At 65.5% G+C, this 23,504-nt stretch carries 23 protein-coding genes; 6 read left to right on the plus strand and 17 right to left on the minus strand.

Annotated elements, in window-relative coordinates:
• Position 1: 1 nt before the first annotated feature.
• From AC3A3X_RS00435 to AC3A3X_RS00450, 4 genes are read right to left on the minus strand one after another with little or no spacing between them, the layout of a single operon-like run.
• Positions 2-2,029, minus strand: a complete 2,028-nt coding sequence (locus AC3A3X_RS00435; protein ID WP_487581093.1) for a flotillin family protein — start codon at positions 2,027-2,029, stop codon at positions 2-4.
• Positions 2,030-2,058: 29 nt separating this feature from the next.
• Positions 2,059-2,697, minus strand: coding sequence for a hypothetical protein (locus tag AC3A3X_RS00440; RefSeq protein ID WP_487581094.1), 639 nt, complete (start codon positions 2,695-2,697; stop codon positions 2,059-2,061).
• The gene (locus AC3A3X_RS00445) at positions 2,694-3,479 is read right to left on the minus strand and encodes a PspA/IM30 family protein (protein ID WP_487581095.1); all 786 of its coding nucleotides are present in this window, start codon (positions 3,477-3,479) and stop codon (positions 2,694-2,696) included. Before AC3A3X_RS00445 ends, AC3A3X_RS00440 begins: the two co-directional genes overlap by 4 nt.
• Positions 3,476-4,114 (minus strand): YjfI family protein, encoded by a 639-nt coding sequence (locus tag AC3A3X_RS00450; RefSeq protein ID WP_487581096.1) that lies wholly within the window; start codon positions 4,112-4,114, stop codon positions 3,476-3,478. The genes AC3A3X_RS00445 and AC3A3X_RS00450 overlap by 4 nt, the downstream gene beginning before the upstream one ends.
• Before the next feature lie 214 nt (positions 4,115-4,328).
• Between AC3A3X_RS00450 and AC3A3X_RS00455 the strand changes: the two genes are divergently transcribed.
• The 4 genes from AC3A3X_RS00455 (at position 4,329) to AC3A3X_RS00470 (ending at position 7,625) form a co-directional block, all read left to right on the plus strand.
• Positions 4,329-5,006: an antitoxin Xre/MbcA/ParS toxin-binding domain-containing protein gene (locus tag AC3A3X_RS00455; RefSeq protein ID WP_487581097.1), complete on the plus strand. Its 678-nt coding sequence runs from the start codon at positions 4,329-4,331 to the stop codon at positions 5,004-5,006.
• Positions 5,003-5,485 carry an RES family NAD+ phosphorylase gene (locus AC3A3X_RS00460; RefSeq protein WP_487581098.1) on the plus strand — a complete coding sequence of 161 codons (483 nt, stop codon included), beginning with the start codon at positions 5,003-5,005 and terminating at the stop codon, positions 5,483-5,485. The genes AC3A3X_RS00455 and AC3A3X_RS00460 overlap by 4 nt, the downstream gene beginning before the upstream one ends.
• A gap of 255 nt (positions 5,486-5,740) precedes the next feature.
• Complete coding sequence (locus tag AC3A3X_RS00465) at positions 5,741-6,313, plus strand: DUF4136 domain-containing protein (RefSeq protein WP_487581099.1); 573 nt, start codon at positions 5,741-5,743, stop codon at positions 6,311-6,313.
• Between the two features lie 286 nt (positions 6,314-6,599).
• Positions 6,600-7,625 (plus strand): methyltransferase, encoded by a 1,026-nt coding sequence (locus AC3A3X_RS00470; protein WP_487581100.1) that lies wholly within the window; start codon positions 6,600-6,602, stop codon positions 7,623-7,625.
• A 204-nt stretch (positions 7,626-7,829) separates the two neighbouring features.
• Here the strand turns inward: AC3A3X_RS00470 and AC3A3X_RS00475 are convergent, their stop codons facing one another.
• From AC3A3X_RS00475 to msrA, 4 genes are all read right to left on the minus strand, one after another.
• Entirely contained in the window at positions 7,830-8,180 is a 351-nt protein-coding gene (locus tag AC3A3X_RS00475; protein WP_487581101.1) for a hypothetical protein, read from the minus strand.
• Positions 8,177-8,884, minus strand: a complete 708-nt coding sequence (locus AC3A3X_RS00480) for a hypothetical protein (protein WP_487581102.1) — start codon at positions 8,882-8,884, stop codon at positions 8,177-8,179. The genes AC3A3X_RS00475 and AC3A3X_RS00480 overlap by 4 nt, the downstream gene beginning before the upstream one ends.
• Positions 8,881-9,762 (minus strand): DUF2167 domain-containing protein, encoded by an 882-nt coding sequence (locus tag AC3A3X_RS00485; RefSeq protein ID WP_487581103.1) that lies wholly within the window; start codon positions 9,760-9,762, stop codon positions 8,881-8,883. The genes AC3A3X_RS00480 and AC3A3X_RS00485 overlap by 4 nt, the downstream gene beginning before the upstream one ends.
• Before the next feature lie 227 nt (positions 9,763-9,989).
• Positions 9,990-10,496 (minus strand): peptide-methionine (S)-S-oxide reductase MsrA, encoded by a 507-nt coding sequence (gene msrA, locus AC3A3X_RS00490; protein WP_487581104.1) that lies wholly within the window; start codon positions 10,494-10,496, stop codon positions 9,990-9,992.
• A 201-nt stretch (positions 10,497-10,697) separates the two neighbouring features.
• Here msrA and AC3A3X_RS00495 point away from each other — a divergent pair, with 201 nt between their 5' ends.
• On the plus strand, positions 10,698-11,156 hold the full coding sequence (locus AC3A3X_RS00495; protein WP_487581105.1) for a MarR family winged helix-turn-helix transcriptional regulator: 459 nt from the start codon (positions 10,698-10,700) through the stop codon (positions 11,154-11,156).
• A gap of 7 nt (positions 11,157-11,163) precedes the next feature.
• Here AC3A3X_RS00495 and AC3A3X_RS00500 read toward each other — a convergent pair whose 3' ends face one another.
• The 6 genes from AC3A3X_RS00500 to AC3A3X_RS00525 form a co-directional block, all read right to left on the minus strand.
• Positions 11,164-12,360, minus strand: a complete 1,197-nt coding sequence (locus AC3A3X_RS00500; protein WP_487581106.1) for an epoxide hydrolase family protein — start codon at positions 12,358-12,360, stop codon at positions 11,164-11,166.
• A gap of 61 nt (positions 12,361-12,421) precedes the next feature.
• Complete coding sequence (locus tag AC3A3X_RS00505; RefSeq protein WP_487581107.1) at positions 12,422-13,636, minus strand: epoxide hydrolase family protein; 1,215 nt, start codon at positions 13,634-13,636, stop codon at positions 12,422-12,424.
• Positions 13,637-14,160: 524 nt separating this feature from the next.
• The gene (locus tag AC3A3X_RS00510) at positions 14,161-14,556 is read right to left on the minus strand and encodes an MAPEG family protein (RefSeq protein WP_487581108.1); all 396 of its coding nucleotides are present in this window, start codon (positions 14,554-14,556) and stop codon (positions 14,161-14,163) included.
• An 89-nt stretch (positions 14,557-14,645) separates the two neighbouring features.
• Positions 14,646-15,098, minus strand: coding sequence for an Ohr family peroxiredoxin (locus AC3A3X_RS00515; RefSeq protein ID WP_487581109.1), 453 nt, complete (start codon positions 15,096-15,098; stop codon positions 14,646-14,648).
• Positions 15,099-15,405: 307 nt separating this feature from the next.
• Positions 15,406-16,209 carry an SDR family oxidoreductase gene (locus AC3A3X_RS00520; protein WP_487581110.1) on the minus strand — a complete coding sequence of 268 codons (804 nt, stop codon included), beginning with the start codon at positions 16,207-16,209 and terminating at the stop codon, positions 15,406-15,408.
• Between the two features lie 151 nt (positions 16,210-16,360).
• Positions 16,361-17,731 (minus strand): hypothetical protein, encoded by a 1,371-nt coding sequence (locus AC3A3X_RS00525; RefSeq protein WP_487581111.1) that lies wholly within the window; start codon positions 17,729-17,731, stop codon positions 16,361-16,363.
• Between the two features lie 347 nt (positions 17,732-18,078).
• Here AC3A3X_RS00525 and AC3A3X_RS00530 point away from each other — a divergent pair, with 347 nt between their 5' ends.
• Positions 18,079-18,756, plus strand: a complete 678-nt coding sequence (locus AC3A3X_RS00530; protein ID WP_487581112.1) for a hypothetical protein — start codon at positions 18,079-18,081, stop codon at positions 18,754-18,756.
• Positions 18,757-18,930: 174 nt separating this feature from the next.
• On the opposite strand, the gene prpF is transcribed toward AC3A3X_RS00530, so the two are convergent.
• The 3 genes from prpF to acnD form a co-directional block, all read right to left on the minus strand.
• The gene (gene prpF / locus AC3A3X_RS00535) at positions 18,931-20,118 is read right to left on the minus strand and encodes a 2-methylaconitate cis-trans isomerase PrpF (protein ID WP_487581113.1); all 1,188 of its coding nucleotides are present in this window, start codon (positions 20,116-20,118) and stop codon (positions 18,931-18,933) included.
• Between the two features lie 29 nt (positions 20,119-20,147).
• Positions 20,148-20,606, minus strand: coding sequence for an SRPBCC family protein (locus tag AC3A3X_RS00540; RefSeq protein WP_487581114.1), 459 nt, complete (start codon positions 20,604-20,606; stop codon positions 20,148-20,150).
• 130 nt (positions 20,607-20,736) lie between these two features.
• The gene (gene acnD, locus AC3A3X_RS00545; protein WP_487581115.1) at positions 20,737-23,334 is read right to left on the minus strand and encodes a Fe/S-dependent 2-methylisocitrate dehydratase AcnD; all 2,598 of its coding nucleotides are present in this window, start codon (positions 23,332-23,334) and stop codon (positions 20,737-20,739) included.
• Positions 23,335-23,504: the final 170 nt, after the last annotated feature.

The following is a 23,504-nucleotide window of genomic DNA, read 5'->3' on the forward strand; positions in this document are numbered from 1 at the left end:
GTCAGGCGCCGACCGGCTCATGCTTGCTCTTGTCGGCAGCGCTGATCGGCACGACCGCGGCGGCCGAATCGATCACGCGCTCGCGCGGATCGGGTTTGGCCACGCCGAGGAATCGCTCCATCAGGTCCTGCACGATCGGGCTCTTGCCGGCGAAGCCTTCGATCGACTTGCCCAGCGACAGCGCCTTGGAGAAGCTCTCGAACAATCCACCGTCGCCACCGACCAGGTCGATGTTGGCGTTGCGCAGCGCCGAGGCGATGACTTCCGCGTTCTCCTTCGACACTTCGCGTCCGGCCTCGATCGCGGCCATGGCCTGCTGGAGGTGGGTTTCCAGGGTCATGCGGAACTCTTCGTGGCTGCGCGCGGTGTCGCTGAGCGAATCGATCGCCTCGAACTTGGCGGTGAGGCCTTCGGCTTCGGCGGTGAGCTTCTTCACGGTGACGTTGGCTTCGGCGATGCCGACCGACTCGACTGCGGTCGCCTTGGCGCGGCCCATCTTCTCCTCGCCCTCGGCCTGCGCGGCCAGGTTCTCGGCCAGCACGCGGGCGTCGCTGCTGCCCTGCTTGTAGCTGGCTTCGGCCTTCGCCTCGATCACGCGTGCCTCGGCGATGCCGACCTTCTCGATGGCCGCTGCGGTCGCCTCGCGCACCTGGTTTTCCGCCAGGCCCGGTGCGGCGGTTTCGGCCTTGACGCCTTCGGCGATCAGCTTCTTGGCCTCGGAATCCTTCGACGCCGCTTCCAACTCGGCCTGCGCCAGGGTCGTGATCTCCACGGCCTTGTGCCTGGCCGCGGTCTCGGAGGCCTCGGCCTCCTTGACGGTGCGCACCAGGTTCTCCTGCGCCTCGGCCTCGGCCGCGATCACCTTGGCCTGGCGGTCGCGCTCGGCCAGCGAGACCACGCGCACTTCCTTGATCCGCTCCTCTTCCTGCGCCACGGTCTTGTCGATGGCGATGCGCTCGCGGGTGATGTTGGCGACGTCCATCTTGCCGGTCTCCACGACCTTGTCGCGCTCCACGCCCTGCAGCTGCACCTCGCGATCGGTGGTGACCTGCTCAAGCTTGCGCGCACGCTCGACGCGCTCGGCCTCGATGGCGACGGCGCGCTGGCGGTTCTGCTCGGCCACTTCCACTTCGCGCTGGCGGTTCTGGTCGCGGATCTGGATCTGCTCGTCGGACTGCAGGCGGGCCTGCTCGGAGATCAGGCGCTGCTCTTCCTTGACGCGCAGCGTCTCGGCTTCCTCGCGGGCACGAATCGTCTCGACCTCGCGCTGCTGGCGGGCCTCGGCCTCTGCCTGCTGGCGCTCCAGCGCCAGGGTGGCTTCACGCGCCTCGACGTTCTTCTTGGTGATGGCGAGCTTCTCGTTCTGCTCGAGCTCGTTGGTGATCACGTTCTGGGTGGCGGTCAGCTCGGTGATCTTGCGGATGCCCTCCGCGTCGAGGATGTTGTTCTGGTCGAGCAGGTTCTTCGGCGTCTGCTCCAGGTAGTCGATCGCGACGTCCTCGAGCACGTAGCCATTGAGGTCGTTGCCGATGATCTTGATGATCTCGTCACGGAACTCCTGGCGCTGCTCGAACAGCTCGGTGAACTGGAACTTCTTGCCGACCGTCTTGAGCGCCTCTGAGAACTTGGCGTTGAACAGTTCGTCGACCGCATTCTTGTCGGAGGCACGATCGGCACCGATGGCCTTGGCCACGCGCAGCACGTCGGCCTGGGTCTCGTTGACGCGCAGGTAGAAGGCGACCGTGATGTCGGCGCGCATGTTGTCGCGGCAGATCAGGCCTTCCTTGCCGCGGCGGTCGATCTGCAGGGTGATCAGGCTGATGCGCATGTATTCGGCGCGGTACAGCACCGGGATGATCAGGCCGCCGGTGAAGCGCACCTTCGGCATCGAGCTCATGTCGTTGACGATCAGGGCGGTGCCCTGGTCGACCTTGATGTAGAAGGCCTTGAACAGGCCGAAGATGCCAAGCATCACGACCAGCAAGATGCCAGCCCCGACCAGGAACGGGAGGACCAGGGACACGCTCATTGCAACTTCTCCTTGTTGGATCCGTATCTCTACAGGGTGTTGAACTGTTGTTCGGAAATCACGCGATAGGCATGTTGCGCATCGAGGTACTCGATGAGCACGACCCGGTCACCGCGCTTGTAACGTCCGGATTCGTGATGGCGGACCTGCAGCACCAGTCCGGCACCGCCGTCGTCGACCGTGGCCTGGCCGTAGCCGGCATCGACCGAAGGCGTGCTGACGGTCGCGATGCGGCCGAGGATCGAGGGATCGGCCGGCGGCCGCAGCTTCAGCAGCAGCCGGCTGAGCGGGCGCAGCAGCAGCGAGGTCGCGAACAGCCCGGGCACCAGCATGGCCACGGCCACGGCGATGCCGACCACGATGCGCAACGCACCGGGCAGGTGTTGCAGCACCAGCAGCTGGACGAAATAGGTGCCGAGCCAGCCAATGAAGCTGAGCACGGTGGCGACCAGCATCACCGGTACGCCGGCCAGGCCGAGCTTGGCCAGCATCGCGGCGACACCGGCCGCTTCGCCGTCGCTGTCGCCGTCGCCGCCCAACAGGCCGTCCGGACCATCGGCATCGACCAGTCCGGTCGCGGCCAGCACCCAGTACGCCACGCACACGGCGAGGACGATGCTGTACAGCAGTGTCGGAAAGGTCAGGCAGGTCTGCAGGAAGGCATTCATCGCTTGCCCTTGGTGGAGTCGTCGGAACCGCGGCCACGGCGTGCGCCGCTGCGCGTAGGAGGTGCCTGCTCGGCCAGGCCCGGCTCGACCAGGCCCGGCTCGGACAGGCGTTTGCCAATCCGGTCGAGCACGAGCTGCGTGCGTGCGTCGCGCTCGTTGATGCCGGCCGCTTCCAGCTTTGCGTCCAGCTCGGGATTGGCAGCGACCGGTTCATTGCGTTCGCCGTCCTGCACCGCCACGACGTCGTTCTGGCGACGGGCGCGCAGCAGCGACTCGATCGCGGTCTGCGGGAGCGTCGCCGCGCCGGCCTGGCGTCCAGCCACGGTTTCCTGGGCGCGCTGCAATGTTTCGGCCGCACGCAACGCATCGAGCTGGTGCTGCAGGCGCCGCAGGCTGCTTTCGCCCTGGTCGATCAGATGGCGCATCTGCGCCATCCACTCTTCCAGCCGTGCTACGAAGGCGTGCTCGTCGTCGCGCGCTTCCTCCAACTGCACGACCGCCGCAGCCACTTCACGCGCCAGCGCGGTCTTGCCGGCCTGCAGCGCGGCCAGCGCCTGCGCTTCACGCTGGGTGATCGCGGCCGTGGTGCTGTCGATGCGCTCCTGCGCGGTCAGCCGCTTGGCCTGGAAGCCGGCCAGGCTGGCGCGCCACTCGTGCAGATGGGCATCGGTGTCGCGGATTTCCTCGTCGAGGTCGCGCTGGGCCTGGTGGCCGGCTATGGTTTCGCCGAGCTCGGCCAGCTGTTCGCGGACCTGGCCGAAGATGCGTGTGAAAGCCTTCATCCAGGCACCTGCCCGGCGAACGCCGCCGGCCGCAGGTAAGGCCGGTAGGCCTCGGCCGCGCTGAGCACGTTCTCGGCCAGCGTCTCGATCTCGAACACCACGTTGGCCAGGCTCGAATGCGTGTCGAGCAGGCCGAACATGATGTAGCAGGCGACGCCGCCGATGACTTCGATGCCCATCGTCGACAGTGGCAGCACCTTGTGCGTGCGCAGCACGTGCAGGTTGAAGGTGGGCGGGTCGATGACATCCTCGACCGGCCACATCAGCGACTCGACGATGATCTGTGCGCCGCTGACGGCGATGAACACCGGCAGGTCGCCGTGCTCGTGCATCACCAGGTGCAGGCTCGGCTCGGTGCCCTCGACTACCTCGAGCCCGACGCTGCCCGATTGCACCGGCGCTGTCTCGGCCAGGGCGGTATGCAGGGAGCGCACGGTCCAGCCGCCGGTCTCGCCGCTGTCGCTGCGGACGCCCATTTCCTCCGGGGTCTTGCGCAGGCGGCGCTCGACGGCGGCCAGTTCCTGGGCGTGCTCGGGCAGGATCCAGACGTCCTTCTTCACATAGCCCTCGCCGCGCATCCGCTCGCGGAACTCGCGGACGTACTCAGTCGACGACTTGGGACGAGGACCTTTCATGTAATCTAGCGTAGAACTTACATGAAACCTCCGCAAGCGACTCTGGAGGAGGTTCCGACGAACGGTAGCGGCCACGCCCGGCTTGGGATAAGTCGGACGAGGGCACTCGCTCGGCCGACGATCGCCTCAAACAAGGGGCTTTCAGCTTCGCAAGCGTCATTTTTGATAGGCTATTTATGGCTATATCAGTGGCCAAAAGTAGCCGAGGTGTCCAATGAGTGCGAGCGACAAGTCCAGCCATCACTCACGCAAGGCCGCGCGGAGGCCAGGTGCGCTCGTCCAAAAAGAACCGAGCCCAGCTGGACACGTCAGATCAAGCGACGACAAGAGTGAAAGATCCGCTCGACGCCGCGGCGTCGGCAGAAGCGCTGGTGATGCATTCGTCGAAGATCAATCCAGTCTCATTCATTTGCTTTGCAGCTATGAGGAGACCCCTTCGATCAAGTACAAAGTCAGGCTTAGCGATTTCAGGAGAGGACTGCGTGATGCGGGTCTGGAAGAGCGTGTGTGCATCGAAAGGAAAGGAGTGCCTTACCTTGTTGTCCTCGACCTGAGCAAAGCGATAGGCGCCTCAGCCACGGATGCTCAACACCTTTTCGGCATTCCATCCGCAACGTACAAGAAAAAGGTTGCGGAGAAGAAGACGTTCAGCGGAACGGCTGGACAGTCCGTTGTCGGAATGCTGGACCTGATCAACAAGGTGGAGGAGATCCTGGATCCAGAAAATCCGGATACAAGGAACTTCAATACCGAGCAGTGGGTGGGAGAGTGGATATACAGGCCCCAGGCCGCCTTGGGCGGCAGGTCGCCATCCGAGCTCATTGACACTCCTTCCGGGCGGGAGGAAGTGATGCGACTTCTAGGCGCGGCCGCGAGCGGCGCTTACTTATGAGGCTGTGGCGACTGGGGTCCACCACCAGGAACTACCGCGCCGAGGATTTGTCGGGCGCAGGGGCCGCGAAGGATCCGGGGCGCTGGAACGCAAAGGGTCAGCACGTCGTTTATGCCGCATCGACCATAGCAATGGCTGTGCTTGAGACTGCTGCTCACATTGATACGGACGGGCTGCCCCTCAATCGATTCATCGTTGAGATCGAGATGCCTGACGAGGTGTGGCAAGGATCTCGGCGCACATACGCACCTTCGGAACTTCCAGGCGGCTGGGATGCAATTCCCTCCGCCAACGCCTCCCTCCAGGTAGGATCTGCCTGGTACATCGAACGAAATTTCGCGCTACTGGAAGTGCCATCCGTGATTGTCCCCGAAGAAAGTATCGTCCTTGTCCACGGCGGACTGGCCGCTGACTTCGGCATTACGGCCCGGACACTTCGCCGCTACGACTACAGCCCGCTTTTTAGAAGGCAAAGGTAGGGAAATCCATGTTGCCTTGGACGTGGCAGGACCTGCGGAGATGCCAGGAGGCATGACTTGCCCCCACTCCGAAAGCAGTCGGATCCCGCCGCGCGACCGCCCCTCCCGAAAGCCCATTGGCCACTGGCGCCCGGGTTGACATCGCCTTGAATCGCCAGCCCGACTGGCTGAATGCTTCAGAAAGTCCCCCGCTACCCCTCGCTCGCCTGACGGCGGCAGGCGTATGCTGATGATGCCGCCACCTGGGAGCCGGCCATGAAACGTTCACTCATTCTTATCGTCGCGATGGGCATCGCGATGCTTTCCGGCTGCGCCACCACGCCTGCCGTGTTTACCGACTACGACCCGGGCGTGAGCTTCGGCCAGTACCGGACCTACCGCTGGGCGCAGAAGCCGGAAGGCTATTCGCCGCTCGAGCAGCAGCGCCTGGTCGCGGCCGTCGACGCCAAGCTGCGCGAGCGCGGCTGGACGCAGTCCACCGAAGCGCAGATCGACATCGTCGCCAACGTCGCCACCGAGACGCGCTACAGCCTCGACAGTTTCTACAGCGGCCCGATGTGGGGCGGCTGGGGCTGGGGCGGCGGTTGGGGTTGCTGCGGCGGTTGGGGCTGGGGCGCCAGCTATGGCTCTACCACGACCCGCGCCTACACCTACGGCACGCTGGTGCTGGACATGTTCGATGCGCAGAGCAAGCGCGCGATCTGGCGCGGCATTGCGCAGGGCACGGTACCGTCCAATCCGCAGCGCCAGACCAACAACATGCTCGCCAGCGTAGACAAGATGTTCGCGACGTTCCCGCCGGGCGCGCCGATCGCCCAGGCGCAGTAGGCGCAGACCAGAACCTGCCAGTGCGGCGCCGGGGGAGAACCGGCGCCGCACTTTCCTTTCCCGTGTGTTCCAGCAGCGACGAGCAGCCGATGCAGTCGCTGATCACGCTGCACGGCGACCGCGGACGCCACCCTCGTAGGAGCGAGCTTGCTCGCGACCAGCGGATCCGTCGCCGGAAGGGATGATCGCGAGCAAGCTCGCTCCTACATCGCCGGTTGGCACTCGACTGGCCGTGCGCCTTGCCCGGCCGCGTTGTCCAGCAGACTCCGGATTGCCGAGGTGCCGCATGAATGACGAGCTGACTCCTGCCCGGATCATCGAAGTCGGCATGGGCTTCTGGCCGGCCAAGACGTTGCTCTCGGCGGTGGACCTGGACCTGTTCACGCGCCTGGGCTCGGCCGCGATGACCGGCGCCGAGCTGCAGGCCGCGCTGGGGCTGAGCCCACGCGCCAACCCCGACTTCTTCGACACCCTGCTGGCGCTGGGCTTCCTCGAGCGCGACGGCGACGGCCCGCAGGCGCGTTACAGGAATACGGCCGAGACCGCGCTGTTCCTCGACCGCGCCAGCGAGGGCTACATCGGCGGTTTCCTGTCGATGGCCAACGACCGCCTCTACCCGTTCTGGGGCGACCTGAGCGAAGCACTGCGCAGCGGGCAGCCGCAGAACGAAATCAAGCGCACCGGCGCCTCGATGTTCGAGGCGCTGTACCGCGATCCGGCGCGGCTGGAACAGTTCATGGGTGCGATGGCGGGCATCTCCGCGGGTAACTTCCGCGCCTTCGCCGAGGCCTTCGACTTCTCGCGCTGCACCACGCTGTGCGACGTCGGCGGCGCCACCGGTCAGCTGTCGATGGCGGTGGCCCGACGCCACCCGCACATGCGCTGCATCAGCGCCGACCTGCCGGTGGTGACGCCCATCGCCGAGCGCGAGATCGCCAGGGCCGGATTGTCGGATCAGGTGCGCGCGCAGTCGCTGGATTTCCTCACCCAGCCATTGCCCAGCGCCGACATCATCACGATGGGCATGATCCTGCACGACTGGAACCTGGAGGGTAAACGTCATCTGGTCCGCGCCGCCTACGAGTCGCTGCGCAAGGGCGGCGCGTTCGTGGTCATCGAGAACCTGATCGACGATGCCCGCCGCGAGAACGCCTTCGGCCTGATGATGTCGCTGAACATGCTGATCGAGTTCGGCGACGCGTTCGACTTCACTGCGCGCGATTTCGACGGCTGGTGCCGGGAAGCGGGATTCGAGCGTACCGAAGTGATTGCGCTGGGCGGTCCGGCTAGCGCGGCGGTGGCCTGGAAGTAGGAGCAACGTCCATGGGTTCCCGCCTTCGCGGGAATGACGGCATTGGAGCAACGTCGCTGGGTTCCCGCCTTCGCGGGAATGACGGTCTTCCAATGACGGTGGGAGCCCCTCTCCCGCTTGCGGGAGAGGGGTTGGGGTGAGGGCCACCGAAGACCGCGCAACGAATTGCCGAAGCGTCGTCCGACGCGCCGCAGACGCAAGCCCTTAGAACTCGCGACCACGCGGCCGCAGCCACTCCAGGTCGCGCAGTGCCGCATCGTAGGCAAGGTCGAGCTGTTCGCTGCGGTACCGGCTCATCTCGCGAATATCCGCCGCCAGGTGCGCCACCCGCGCCGGATCGTACTCTGCCTTCCTCGCCCGGTAGGCAGCGTCGATCTGTTCACGGCTGGCATCGGCAGGCACGCCCAGTTCCTCGTGCCACATCAGCACCTGCCCCTGCGGGACCGGTGGCGGTGCCGCACGGCCACCCTGGCGCAGGTTGGGCCACATCACCGCCACCAGCCAGTAGCCGAGCGCGCCTGCACCCACGATCACCATCAACTCGGTCGTCGTCATCGCAACACCTCCAGTCGCTGCTTCGCCTTCAGCAGCCGCGCGTCGTCTTCGGCGAAATCCAGAGCCAATGCCATGCGCTCGCCAATGGCGCGACCGGTCTGCACGGCATCCTCACCCTGCAGCACATGGCTGGCCACGTCGATGGCATTCCCACGCAACCCCCGACGCAGCGACAGGCGTCGAATCAGGTTGATCGCGTGCGGCGGGCAACACAGCGCCTCAAAACCGACCGAGCGGACCTCACCGTCGCTCAGCCCGAACACACGCCGATACCGCCACAGCTGCACGACCAGCCAGGCGCACGTTGCATACACCGTCGCGGTCAGTGCCAGCAGCGCCAGCGGATGCGGAAAACGCCACAGCAGCAACGGCAGGACCAGCAACAACAACAGCCACAGCAACCGGCATCCACCCTTCAACGCTGCCAGCCCGGCCACGAAATGATTCAGCCCGGCCCAGTGCTCCGGCCGCGCATCGGCGTCATCGTTGAGCCAGGTCAGGCGGAACGTCGCATCGGTCGGACGCCACGGATTGGGCAGGTACAGGCGTCGACCGGCCAGTTCGAACCCCGAACCGGTCGAAGCCCGCCAGCGCCGGCCCGACCGTTCGAGCACCACTTCGTCGTAGTGCAGCAGCAGCATGGAGTCCTGCAGGTAGAGCGCGAGGACGCCGACCACCAGCAGGAACTCCATCGGCAGGTTCATTTCGCCGCGCCGTCCTTCTTGCCCAGGAACTTGCGCAAAGCGGCCCAGCCACCGGCCACGCCCAGCAGCACCAGCTTCCACGCCTTGGCCAGGAACACCGCGATCGCCGCGAAGAAACCCTTCTTGGAAGCCACCGCCGCTGCACCGCCGGTGATCAGCGCGGCCAGCCCATACTCGGCGACATGATCGCCGGCCTGGAACTCGGCGTACTTCTCGCCGGCGTTGAACGAGTAGCCGGGCACCAGGCCCTTGAAGTCGGCAATGGCGGCGTCGAGCCCTTCCGGATCGGCGACCAGCACCACTTCCATCACGCCGTGGCGACCGAGCAGGCGCGTGTTGTAGTTGACCACCTTGTGCCGCGACGGCTGCACTTCGGCAAGGATCGCCCATTCCAGCAGTTGCAGGTTCTTGTCGTACTGCGGCTTGAAGCTCCAGCCCTCGATATGCATAGTTTCCCAGCCACGCTGGCAACGCTCGACGTTGGACGCCGCGGTGCCTTCCTTGATCGAAGCGAGGATGTCGTCGGGTTCGAGCTTCTCGTCATCTTTCACGTAACCGACGTCGTCGAAGTTGAAGAACGAGAACCAGCTCAGGTCCTTTGGCGCCAGCGTGTACTCGTCGCCTTCGCCGGACGGGTTGTGCATCATTTCGTTGAGCTTGCGCGTGCCTGCCGCGCCGAGGAAGGCGTAGCCCTCTGGCACATCGATCACGGCCTTGTCGGCGATCACGCCCTTGGCCGGGCCAACCTGCCACGGCAGGCTGGAAATATCCGATTCACCACCCGATTCGCCGCCCGATTCCTGCGCCATTGCAGGCATGAGCCCGAGTGCCAGCGTGAGCGCGATCGCCGCCAGCACGGAAAACAAATGCTTCCGCATGATTCCTTCGTCCCCTGGTTGGTGTGGTTCGTACGTGCCAGGCGGCCCCCACCGCCCGGTCCCGCCGATGTTCCACATGCGCAGGACGGAGCAAGCCTAAGGGCTGCGGCGCCGCGCGGGCAACAGGGAGTTTTTCCAATAGCGCCGCCGTCGCCGAGGGCGGGCGCGCGCATCCGGTGTCACCAGCCGGGGTGAGGCACCCCGGCTGCGTCATGGATCAGGACGCGTCACGCCCGTTCCGGCAGCTTCCAGTCCGGCCGGATGAAATGGCAGGTGTAGCCTTCGGGGTAACGCTCCAGGTAGTCCTGGTGCTCCGGTTCCGCTTCCCAGAAGGGACCGGCCGGGGCGACTTCGGTGACGGCCTTGCCCGGCCACAGTCGGGAGGCATCGACGTCGGCGATCGTGTTCTCCGCCGTCTTCTTCTGCTCTTCGCTCGTGTAGAAGATGGCCGAGCGGTAGCTCAGGCCGACATCGTTGCCCTGGCGGTTTTTCGTGGTCGGATCGTGGATCTGGAAGAACAGTTCCAGGATCTTGCGATAGCTGATCACCGCGGGGTCGAACACCAGCTCGATGGCCTCGGCGTGGGTGCCGTGGTTGCGATAGGTGGCATTGGCGACATCGCCTCCGCTGTAGCCAACCCGCGTGGACACGATGCCGGGGTAGCGACGCAGCAGGTCCTGCATTCCCCAGAAGCAGCCGCCGGCCAGGATGGCGGTCTCGGTTGCAGTGGTCATATCGGTACTCTCCAGTGTGTTCAATCCATGTTAATCGCATGCGTGTTGATCGGACGCGATCTACAAGATGGAGCCGGTCCGGTCGAATTCAATGGCGGCCCAGGCGATGCCAGGCGTGGAGCCGGCTCCGGCGTAGAATATACCACGCTAGCGATTGCATCGCATACGTGCTACGCTCCAGGCGTCAATTCGGAGGCACCCATGAAAGCCAAACAGAACGAACGGGCCCCGGACCGGAAGCTGTCCGAGTTCCTGTGCTTTGCCATCTACTCGGCCAACCTCGCCTTCGGCAAGGCCTACCGGCCCATCCTCGACGCACTCGGCCTCACCTACACCCAGTACGTCACGCTGGTGGCGCTGTGGGAGCAGGACGACCAGACCGTCAGCGGGCTGGGCGAGAAGCTGTTCCTCGAGTCCAACACGCTCACGCCCATCCTGAAAAAGCTCGAAGCGATGGGCTACGTCGAGCGCGCGCGCGATCCCGCCGACGAGCGCCAGGTCCGGGTGCGCGTGACCCGCGCCGGCCAGCGCCTGCGCGACCGGGCCGACGTCGACCTCGGCCATGCGACCGGCCTGACCGCAAAGGATTTCAACCGGCTGCAGAAGGAAATCGTCACGCTCCGCAACAGCGTGCTGGACGCCACCGAGCGCGACGAATAGCCGCGACTCACCGCAAGCTCCTGAAGCCGGTGCGGACTTCCTGGCAGAACAGTTCCGGCTGTTCCCATGACGGAAAGTGGCCGCCCCTGGCAGGCCTGTTGTAGTGCACCAGCATCGGATAGGCCTTCTCGCACCAGCTCCCGGGTGCCTGGTAGAGCTCGTCCGGAAAGGCACTGACCGCCACCGGCAGGGGCACGCCCTTCACGCTGAAGTACGCGGTCCTGTTCTCCCAGTACAGACGCGCCGCGGAAATGACGGTGCCGGTCAGCCAGAACAGGGTGATGCTGTCGAGCACATCGTCCGGCGTCAGCCCTTCGGGGTGGCCGTCGATGGAACGCGCGATCATCTCGTAGCTCTTCGGGTACAGATCGATCAGGTAGGCCGCCAGTCCGATCGGCGAATCGGCGAGGCAGGTCATCGTCTGCGGCCGGTCACCGTTCATCCGCGCGTAGCCGATGTGCCGGTAGGCGAAGGCGAGCTGATCGAACGCGCGCGATTCCTCTTCGGACAGCCCGGTCGGCGGCGGCTCGCCACGCGCGGCCGCCGCATCTATGTCCGCCGGCACCGCGCCCGCCATGTTGGTGTGGATGCCGGCCAGTCCCGGCGGCGTCTTCGCCGCCATCAGGTCGACGACGATCGCGCCCCAGTCGGTGCCCGAAGCGACCCACCGGCCGTAGCCGAGCCTGACCATCAGTTCGCTGTAGGCGTCGGCGATGCGCGGCGGATTCCAGCCTGTGGTAACAGGCCTGGCCGAGAAGCCGTAGCCCGGCATCGACGGAATCACCAGATGGAAGGCATCGGAAGCATCCGCGCCGTGCGCCGTTGGATCGGTCAGCGGCGCGACCACCTTCATCCGCTCCATGATCGTGCCCGGCCACCCGTGCGCCAGCAGCAATGGCAGCGCGTCGTCATGCCTGGAGCGGACATGGATGAAATGGAAGTCCAGTGCGTCGATGGTGGTTTGGAAGTTCGGAACGGCATTGATCCGCGCCTCGATCCTGCGCCAGTCGTACCTGCTCGCCCAATGCCGCGCGAGCTTCTGCATCGTGGCAAGCTTCGCGCCCTGGCTGGAGTCGTTGACCGTCTCGCGATCCGGCCATCTGCAGCCGTCGATTCGCCTGCGAAGCTCGGCCAGCTCCGCATCCGTTGCGGTGAACCGGAACGGACGGATCCCGGCAGAGGTCGTGCTCGCGATCTGGTTCATGGCGCCTTTCCTCGAGCGAGGGCCCCGCGGGTCCAGGCAGGAACCCGCGGGGAGCGTCGCATCAGCGCAGGGTCTTGAATCCGGCGCGCACCTCTTCGGAGTAGAACTTCGGCTGCTCCCAGGCGGCAAAGTGCCCGCCCTTGGGAAGCCGGTTGTAGTGCACCAGCTTCGGGTACGCCTTCTCGGCCCAGCTCTTCGGCACCTGGAACAGCTCGTCGGGGAAAGCGCTGACGGCTACCGGAATCGTCACGCCCTTGACCGCGAAGAACGGAACCTTGTTCTCCCAGTACAAGCGCCCGGCAGAGATCGCCGTGTTGGTCAGCCAGAACAGGGTGACGTTGTCGAGCACGTCGTCCGGTGTCAGCCCTTCCGGCGTGCCGTTGATCGAGCGCGCAATCATGTCGTAGCTCACCGGGTCGTGATCGATCATGAAGGCGGCCAGGCCGACCGGCGAATCGGTCAGGCCCGTCAGCGTCTGCGGCCGGTCGCCCATGAGCACGGCATAGCCGATGTGCCGGTAGAAGGCGAAGAGCTGGTCGGCGGCCTGCTTCTCGTCGCCGGTCAGGTCCGCCGGCACCGGCTCGCCGATGAAGAGCTTCTTGTCGAGGTCCGGCGGAACGACGTTCGCCATGTTGGTGTGGATGCCGACCAGGCCGGGCGGCGTCTTCAATGCCATCTGTTCAACCACGATCGCACCCCAGTCGCCACCGGCGGCGCCCCACTTCGTGTAGCCAAGGCGCTTCATCAGCGCGTTGTACGCCCCGGCGATGCGAGGCGGATCCCAGCCGGTCGTGGTTGGCCTGGCGGAGAACCCGTAACCGGGCATCGACGGGATCACCAGATGGAACGCGTCCGCCTCGGTTCCGCCGTGCGCCGTGGGATCGGTGAGCGGGCCGATGACCTTCATCTGTTCGATCACCGAGCCGGGCCAGCCATGCGCCAGCAGCAGCGGGAACGCGTTCTCATGCCTGGAGCGGATGTGCATGAAGTGGAAGTCCAATCCATCGATGTTGGTGATGAAGTTGGGAACGGCGTTGATCCGCTCTTCGACCTTTCGCCAGTCGTGCTTGGTCGCCCAGTGCTGCGCGAGTTTCTGGATCGTCGCCAGCTGGACACCCTGTCTGGAATCCTTGACCGTCTCGCTGTCCGGCCACCGGGTTGCCTCGATGCGCCTGCGCAGGTCGGCCAGGTCGGCGTCGGATGCCTTGTAGGTGAATGGGCGCAGCTCGGACGAACCGGTGCTCGTCGCCGCCTTCTTCTCTGCAACTTCGTTCATGGCTTCTTTCCTTTCTGAACAACCGATCAGACCCAATGGCGCAGCAGCAAGCGTCGTCGCCGTGGCAACGCACAATCTGCGTCTCGTTTGGAAAGTCGAACTTTCGGTGTCTTGCATGCAGCCTCCTTCGGCGTGCAGTTTCCCGCCACGTGGAGCAGGCTCCACGCGAAGTCTCAGGACTCGGAATTTCCCGCTTCAATGCGGCTGTGGCCAAACGGCAACACACCGGCCCTCCGCAAGCGTCCTGCTCGCAGATGCATTTCGTCCATCGAGGCGCGCGTACTCCGTACGCGACACGTGGGCGCAAGACCCTGGAAGCTGTGCGGCTCACCCTGTCCGATGCAACCGTTGCGGTTGCCAGGTGACCGCCTTCTGCGTGTCTGCCGCAACTAGTTCTACGCCGCGGCCATTGCGTCCGCAAGCCCCTTTGCGCGCTTGCTTTTTCGGCAGCTGACGTCGGCGCGCTCAAGCCTGGTTGGCCTGAAACTTGTCAGGCCGTCATCGCGACAGGTGGCAGAGCGACGCTACGTGATTCCCAGCACCACCATCGCCCAAAGGCCGATGACGGCAAGGAAGTTGATGGTGAAGACAGCGCCTCTGAGGCGGATGTTGCTGGTCAGAATCTGGACGAGGCTGTGCAACACCCGCCCGCCGACGAAGATCCATGCCAGCACCAACGCGTAGCCGGCCGTGTCTGATTGCAGTAGTACGATGCAGGCAGCGTAGAACAACAGCGGCCATTCGAACTGGTTCGAGAGATTGGCGCCGATGCGCGGTTCGATCCGTGCCCACGGATTGCTGCCATCGGGGCGACGGCCAATACCCCAGATCGCGGGCGCACGCGCAACGGTGAGCAGCACGTACAGAAAGGCGGCCAGCGAAACGTGCGCCGCCATTGGCAGGATCAGCGGATGCGACATCGTGGCCCCGGGGTCGAACGGACAGCGTCCATGCTGCCTGCTTCAAATCGGGGCCACAAGCGCACTCGTACGCGAAGCGGATGCCGCGCTCAGACAGTGACGTTGACGGCCACGTCGATGTTGCCGTGGGTGGCCTTCGAGTAGGGGCATATCTCGTGCCCCCTGTGCGCCAGAGACTCCGCCTCCGCGTGCGTCATGCCCGGCAGGATGACGTTGAACCGGGCCTGGATGAAGTAGGCGTCGCCGGTCTGTCCCAGGTCGATCTCGATCTCCACGGCCAGGCCATCGGGGAGCTTGAGCTTCTTTTCCTGTGCGGCCACCCCGATCGCGGAGTGGTAACAGGCCGACCAGGCACCTGCGAACAACTGCTCGGCCGTGGGGTGCGGCAGCACAGCTTCGAACGCCTGCTCCTGGTTCGTGCCCGAGCCCGTCGCCGACGTCGTGATGTCGATGCGGCCGTGTCCGCCGCGCGACGCGCCATCGCGCGCGCTGGCGGCGGTGTGGGTTTTGCCTGTGAACAGGACTTTCTCGATCTTGGGCATGGGGAGATTCCTCTTCGTGCGGGGAGGGTCGCCCCACGACGCGTCCAGCCGCGACAGGCACAGACGCAACTGAACTGTGCGCACGAGCTCACAGCGAAGATGTCGATTCGTCGAGATGCGCCTGTTCCGTAGGCGGCACTCTGGCGTGGGTAGACCGGGGAAACGCGTGATCGCGTCTAATGCCTTGGATGAATGCCACCGGGGACGGTGGTTGCCAGGCAGCTGTCCAGTGCCTGCTGATCCATTCTTCTACGCCGCAGCGCGGAGTGCCGCAACTCCCGTTCGTCAGCGGCCCGATCCGCGTTGACTATGGCTTGTGCGCGAGGGGATCCGGGTGATGGACATGCGGGATCTCGATGGCCCCGGTCAGATAACCGTCAAGCCAGTCCTTGAAGTAGGTGTCCGCGATCAGCGCCTGCGTCCCGGGCGTGAGCGTGTGGTCGTCGAGGATCGCGCCGTAGTAACTGGCCGCAGGGTCGGCGATCACCGGCCGATCGTCCTGGTAGCTGTACATGACCCATTGCACTAGCTCGCACAGCCGGTAGGTCTCCGGTCCGGCGATCTCGATGGTGGAATTCGACGGTGGCGCAGCCACCAGCTCGGCAAGCCGATCGGCGACGTCATCCGCGGCCACGGGCTGCACTAGTGCGGGCGACAGATGAACGATGTCTTTTCCGCTTCCTGGCGGAATGATGTTGGCCATGAACTCGAAGAACTGCGTCGCCTGCACCAGCGAGTGCGGGACGCTCGAGCGTTTCACCAGACGCTCCTGTGCGTCCTTCGCCCGGAAGTAGCCGCTGGTCTGCAAGCGTTGCGTGCCGACCACCGATAGCGCCAGGTAGTGCGACACGCCGGCACGTTTGGCAGCGGCCAGCAGCCGCTCGCTCGAACGCGTGAAGAATTCAGTCACTTCCGGCTCGTCGAACGAGGGCGCATTGGTCACGTCGACGACGACGGCTGCCCCGTCCAGCGCCGCCTGCAACCCTTCGCCGGTAACGGTGTTGACGCCGGACCTGCGGGAAGCGGCCACCACCTCGTGTCCGCGCGTCTTCAGCCGGGCGACGAGCTTGGATCCGACGAGACCATGCCCGCCGGCTACTACGATCTTCATGGTCCGGAGTCCTGTCTGTAGTCCGCTTCGCGGCCGACTACAGCAGACCCGCTTTCGTGCCGCGCGGGAAGGCCGGGCGGCGGACACCCCGTGTTGCCCCATTGGCAACAATGCCGGGTGCTGGCTGTCCAGTCGTGTCTATGCCCTTCGCCTAGAGCGGCATCGCATGGCGCGATCGTGGGCCCTGCTCGAGACCGACGAACACAACGGTCCGTGCTGCCGCTTCCCACTGGAAAGGTGCGTCAGTGTAGGGGTTCCTCAGCGCCGCGGTACGAACGCGGTCCGCAAGGTCCGCTACGACTGGACTGCTGGCCCGCAGTTCCGCCGCCAACAGCGCCGCTCGACGCGTTCCTTCGAGATCGCTGACTCGAACCGCGTATCCGATGTAGCCGGCATCTGCCCCGGCCTGGTCAAGAATGTGGCCAACGGGGTTATACAGATGGAACGGATCCTTCCCGGTTGCCGCTGCCCGCTCCATCGCTTGAATGACCGGCGGCAGATCCCGGTAGTCGACGTCCAGGGCACCGGCGACGCGAACGATGCGCGCTGCCTGGAGGTTCTTCGTTGCCTGCAGCTTGACCATGGGACGCAGGACGCGATCGCCGACATTCGCATCCAGCAGTTGCCCCAGATCAACACCCGGACCCAGCAGTGTGTCCAACGTTGAGGCGATGAAGACCCATTCGCCGGACAGTGCTCGCAGCATCGAGCGTTCCTCCTGCGTGACCGGCACCGTCCACAGCGCCGGCGGCGTCGCGTCGGCGCCCGCGCCGTGCAGCTCGCTAAGCGCCAGGTTGCCCACCGAGAAGTTCCGGTCGATGGCGGCGGCAGCGATCATCTTGGTGATGAGCATGTCCGTCGAGCGCAGCACCATGCGCCAGAAGGCCAGATCCTGCTGGAGCAGTTCGCGGGCAGCATTGCCGTCCGCGCCACGTGCGTGCTGCCATGCCTTCATGAGCAGCAGCTGCTGCCCGTCCAGTACGGGGTGATACTTCGGAAACGGTGCGTCCGGTCCCTTCGGGATCGTGTCTTCCCACTGCCCCAGTTGCACGAGCCCGCGGTAGCGTTCCAGCAGCCACCCCTCCGATGCCAGCCAATGGTCGACCTGTCCGGGATCCTGTCGCACCTGTTGCAGGCACGCCTCGTCTCCCTTCTTGCACGCTTTCGCCAGTGCGCTGATCGCCTCTGACCTTGACGCCCTGTAGTCGACGTCTTCCCCCGGCAGCGCCGCGAACTGTTCGATCGACGGCTGAAGGCTGGCCAGGAACTGTTTGCGTGTCTGCCCCAAGGCCATCGGGTCCTGCGCCTGCGGCGCCGCCAGACCCAGTGCCAGCACGTATCCGTTGTCGGTGTCTGGCACTGCCGGACGGTCGAGGACGATGCGCTGCAGTTTCAACGCCTCGGCAGAAGGCTTCTCGTCGGACCAGTTGATCGCTACCAGCGCGGCGCACAACACGATTGCGAGAACTGCTCCGCCTGCAACGGTCCACGCGCCGAAGCGCGCCGCACGCCGAATATCCATTTCCAATCCCCATGAAGTCGCGTATGGAACGAGACCAGCCGGCGAATCATTGGCGTTGCCGCAAACTGCGTCAACTGACCTCATGGGCCGGACACCCACCGCAGCAGTGCGTGACGGCCATCACGCTCGGCAGGAGCACTGCTGCCATGACCGCGAGCGCCCTGAGAAAAAGTCTAGCCATGTCGAACGCAAGGCGCAGCTTTGCATGTTCGGGCCGATGCATACTTTCGACGCTGCGTGGTTCCCGGAAGCAGCCCGGGATGCTCTTGGGGAGCGCGATCGCGACTTGATCGCAAGACCGGCCGCAATGGCCGTTGGCATGGATGAACTCACTACCAGGGGAAGCAATGAAGAAGGAACTCGTACTGGCTGCATTGCTGGCAGCGGCACCGTTTACCGCCTTCGCCGGCTCGTTGAATTACTCGTATGTAGAAGGCGGCTACGCGCACTTGGCGCAGGACGATGTTCCCTCGTTCGGGATAGCGAGATTCTTGTCGGGGCGTCCTGGGGACGTGAAGAGCGACGGCTTCTTCGTCGCCGTCTCGGTGGCGGTGGGTGAGGCGTTCTACGGTTTTGGCAGCGTCCGTCGAGGCACTGACACCGTGGAGGTGCAGGTCCACGACACGTTCATGGGCGTCGTTTCATCGACGTACGACGCCGACGTCAGCGCGATGCGGCTCAACCTTGGTGCCGGCTATCACTACGGCCTTTCGGATCGCACCGACCTGCTGGCCGAGGTCTCGGTTATCGATTCCGAGCTGGACATCGAAGACGAGGACGAAGACGACAGCGGCTACCCGAGCGGTTACGGTGGCCGTATGTCGGTCGGCGCGCGCTCGGCGCTGACCGATGCGGTCGAGATCTGGGGCAAAGGCAACTACACCAGCGGAGAGTTCTACGACACCGAGCTCAGCGCCAGCATCGGCATGCAGGTCCGCTTCGGCCCGACCTGGGGCATCACCGGCGAGTTCGAGGGCGGAAGCGGCTACTCGCAGTACACGCTCGGTGTTCGCGCCGGCTTCTGATCTGCCTTGCCCTCACCCCAACCCGCACCCCGGCCCGAGCGCATAGCGCTCGGGCGTTCGAGGACACGCGAGCCAATGGCTCGCAAGCGGTGTCCTCTCACCCCGCAAGCGGGAGAGGGGCTCAAAGCGTAGCGGAGGCCCGGGACAGGGAGCTTCGACGCCTTTGTCAGCGCATCAGAACGAATCCGCGGGAACCCGGACCGCCCCTTCCATCAGCACGCGCGCACTGCGGCTCATGACCGCCTTGGTGACGGTCCACTCGCCATTGACCTTGCGCGCCTCGGCGCCGACGCGGAGCGTGCCGGACGGATGGCCGAAGCGCACCGCGCCGTGCTCGCCATCGCCGGCGGCCTGGTTGACCAGCGTGCCGGGGATCGATGCGGCCGTGCCGATCGCGACCGCGGCCGTGCCCATCATCGCGTGGTGCAGCTTGCCCATCGACATGGCGCGCACGTGCAGGTCGATCTCGGATGCGGCGATGTGCTTGCCGCTCGAGGCGACGTAGTCCTGCGCCGGCGCCACGATCGCGACCTTGGGCGAATGCTGGCGGGTGGCGGCCTGCTCGATGCTCTCGATCAGCCCCATGCGCACCGCACCGTGCGCGCGGATCGCCTCGAACCGGGCCAGCGCCTTGGCATCGTCGTTGAACACCGGCTGCAACTCGGTGCCGGTGTAGCCCAGGTCGGCGGCGTTGACGAAGATCGTCGGGATGCCGGCGGTGATCATCGTCACGCGCAGCGTGCCGACGCCCGGCACTTCCAGGTCGTCGACCAGGTTGCCGGTCGGAAACATGCTGCCACCGCCGTCGCTGTCGTCGGCCGGGTCGAGGAACTCCAGGGCGATCTCGGCCGCCGGGAAGGTGACACCGTCGAGTTCGAAATCGCCGGTTTCCTGCACCTGGCCGTTGCTCATCGGCACGTGCGCGATGATGGTCTTGCCGATGTTCGCCTGCCAGATCCGCACCACCGCGATGCCATCGGCGGGCACGCGGCTGGCGTCGACGAGGCCGGCGCTGATCGCGAACGGACCGACCGCCGAACTGAGGTTGCCGCAGTTGCCGCTCCAGTCGACGAACGGCTTGTCGATCAGGACCTGGCCATAGAGGTAGTCGACGTCATGGTCGGGCACCGACGCCCTGGAAATGATCACGCACTTGCTGGTGCTGGACGTCGCGCCGCCCATGCCATCGGTGTGCTTGCCGTAGGGATCGGGCGAGCCGATCACGCGCATCAGCAGCGCGTCGCGCTTCGGGCCCGGGACCTGCGCCACTTCGGGCAGGTCCTGCAGGCGGAAGAACACGCCCTTGCTGGTGCCGCCACGCATGTAGGTGGCGGGGATGCGGATCTGGGGGAGATGGGACATGGATGGGTTCCGTCGATCTGGTGGTGCGATCAGGGGTTGTCGGGGATGTCGGCTTCGATCAGCTGCGCCAGCAACGTCAACGATTCCTGCCAGCCCAGGTAGCAGAACTCGACCGGGATCATCGCCGGGATGCCTTCCTGCACGATATCGAGCTCGGTGCCGCAGACGACCGTCTTCAGCTTCACGGTGACCTGCATCTGGCCGGGCATGTTCGGGTCTTCGAACTCGTCGACGTAGCGCAGCAGTTCGCCGGGCACCAGTTCGAGGAACTTGCCGCCGAACGAGTGGCTCTTGCCGGTGCCGAAGTTGGTGAACGACATGCGGTAGCTGCCGCCGACCTTGGCGTCCATGTGATGCATCTTTCCGGTGAAGCCGTGTGGCGGCAGCCACTTCACCATCGCGTCGGGATCGAGGAACGCGCGGTAGATGCGCTCGGCGGGCGCACGAAGTACGCGGTGAAGACGCACGGTTCCGGTCGCTGCTGACATTGCCTTCTCTCCTTCCTGGGGTGGTACTGCAGGATCAAGTCCAGTGTTGTCATCCCGAGCATAGCGAGGGATCTGCTTTCCGCGGCGACACAACAGGTCCCTCGCTGCGCTCGGGACGACATGTGTTTCGCTAGGCTGCCTGCGCGGACTCGAGGAAATCGTTGGCGAAGCGTTGCAGCACGCCGCCGGCGTCGTAGATCGACACTTCCTCGGCGGTGTCGAGGCGGCAGGTCACCGGCACTTCGACGCGCTCGCCGTTGCGACGTTGGATGACCAGCGTCAACTGCGCGCGCGGCGTGCGCTGACCGATGACATCGAAGGTCTCGGTGCCGTCGATGGCCAGCGTGGTGCGGTTGGTGCCAGGCAGGAACTCCAGCGGCAGCACGCCCATGCCGATCAGGTTGGTGCGGTGGATCCGCTCGAAGCCCTCGGCGGCGATCGCCTCGACGCCCGCCAGGCGCACGCCCTTGGCCGCCCAGTCGCGCGAGGAGCCCTGGCCGTAGTCGGCGCCGGCGATGATGATCAACGGCTGGCGGCGCTCCATGTAGGTTTCGATCGCCTCCCACATGCGCGTGACCTGCCCTTCCGGCTCGATCCGCGCCAGCGATCCCTGCTTCACGTTGCCGGCCTCGTCGCGCACCATCTCGTTGAGCAGCTTCGGGTTGGCGAAGGTGGCGCGCTGCGCGGTCAGGTGGTCGCCGCGGTGGGTGGCGTAGGAATTGAAGTCCTCTTCCGGCAGGCCCATCTTCGCCAGGTACTCGCCGGCGGCGCTGGCGGCCATGATCGCGTTCGACGGCGACAGGTGGTCGGTGGTGATGTTGTCGCCGAGCACCGCCAGCGGGCGCATGCCGCTGAGCGTGCGTTCGCCGGCCAGCGCGCCTTCCCAGTACGGCGGGCGGCGGATGTAGGTGCTCTGCGGGCGCCAGTCGTACAGCGGGCCGACCTTCTCGCCGTGCATTTCGCTGATGCGGAACATCGGCTCGTAGACCTGGCGGAAGTGGTCCGGCTTGACGCTGCTGGCGACGATCGCGTCGATCTCCTCGTCGCTCGGCCAGATGTCCTTGAGCGTGATCGGGTTGCCGTCGGCGTCATGGCCGAGGGCATCGCGCTCGATGTCGAAGCGCACCGTGCCGGCGATGGCATACGCCACCACCAGCGGTGGCGAGGCCAGGAAGGCCTGCTTGGCGTACGGATGGATGCGGCCGTCGAAATTGCGGTTGCCCGACAGCACGGCAGTCGCGTAGAGGTCGCGGTCGATCACTTCCTGCTGGATCGCCGGATCCAGTGCGCCGCTCATGCCGTTGCAGGTGGTGCAGGCGAAGGCGACTATGCCGAAGCCGAGCTTTTCCAGCTCCGACAGCAGGCCGGCTTCTTCCAGATAGAGCTGCACGGCCTTGGAACCCGGCGCCAGCGACGACTTCACCCACGGCCTGCGAACGAGACCGCGGGCGTTGGCGTTGCGCGCGATCAGGCCGGCGGCAATCACGTTGCGCGGATTGCTGGTGTTGGTGCAACTGGTGATGGCGGCGATGATCACCGCGCCGTCGGGCATCTGCCCCGGCACGTCGTCCCATGCACCAGCGATGCCACGCGCGGCCAGGTCGGAGGTCGGCAGGCGCTTGTGCGGGTTGGACGGGCCGGCCATGTTGCGCACCACCGACGACAGGTCGAAGCTGAGTTCGCGTTCGTACTCGGCCGTCTCGAGCGCATCGCCCCACAGGCCGGCCTGCTTTGCATAGGTCTCGACCAGCTTGACCTGCGCGTCTTCGCGGCCGGTCAGGCGCAGGTAATCGATGGTCTTGTCGTCGATGAAGAACATCGCCGCGGTCGCGCCGTATTCCGGTGCCATGTTGGAAATCGTGGCGCGGTCGCCCAGGGTCAGCGCCGATGCGCCTTCGCCGTGGAATTCCAGGTACGCGCCGACCACCTTCGACTGGCGCAGGAACTCGGTCAGCGCCAGCACGATGTCGGTGGCGGTGATACCGGGCTGCGGCCTGCCGGTGAGGTTGACGCCGATGATGTCGGGCAGCCGCATCCACGAGGCGCGGCCGAGCATCACGCTCTCGGCTTCCAGGCCGCCTACACCAATCGCGATCACGCCGAGCGCATCGACGTGCGGGGTGTGGCTGTCGGTGCCGACCAGCGTGTCCGGGAACGCCACGCCATCACGCGCATGCACCACCGGCGACATCCGCTCCAGGTTGATCTGATGCATGATGCCGTTGCCCGGCGGAATCACGTCGACGTTGCGGAACGCCTTCTTCGTCCAGTTGATGAAGTGGAAGCGGTCCTCGTTGCGGCGATCCTCGACGGCGCGATTCTTGGCGAACGCGTCCTTGTCGAATCCGCCGTATTCCACTGCCAGCGAGTGGTCGACGATCAACTGCGTCGGCACCACCGGATTGATCTGCGACGGATCACCGCCGCGCTCGGCGATCGCATCGCGCAAGCCGGCCAGGTCGACCAGCGCGGTCTGGCCGAGGATGTCGTGGCAGACCACGCGCGCCGGGAACCACGGGAAGTCGAGGTCGCGGCGACGCTCGATCAGCTGCGTCAGGTAGGCATCGAGCATGCCCGGTTCGGCGCGGCGCACCAGGTTCTCGGCATGCACGCGCGAGGTGTACGGAAGCCGGTCGTAGGCGCCGGGCGCGATCGCGTCGATCGCGGCGCGTGCATCGAAGTAGTCGAGCGCGGTGCCCGGGAGCGGCTTGCGGTATTGGCTGTTCATGGCGGCTGCAGTGGTCTTGATCGGAGAGCGGCAGCGACACCCGGGCGCGGACTTCGCATCGTGTGGCCATGCGGAGCCCGGACGGGCGAGTGCGCTGAGGCCGGGGAATCCCGGCACAGGCGATTATCCCGCAATTGGCCGGGGGCCGGACCCCCATTTTCCAGGCCCAG

The sequence above is a fragment of the Lysobacter sp. Soil_N_23 genome (assembly GCF_057656135.1).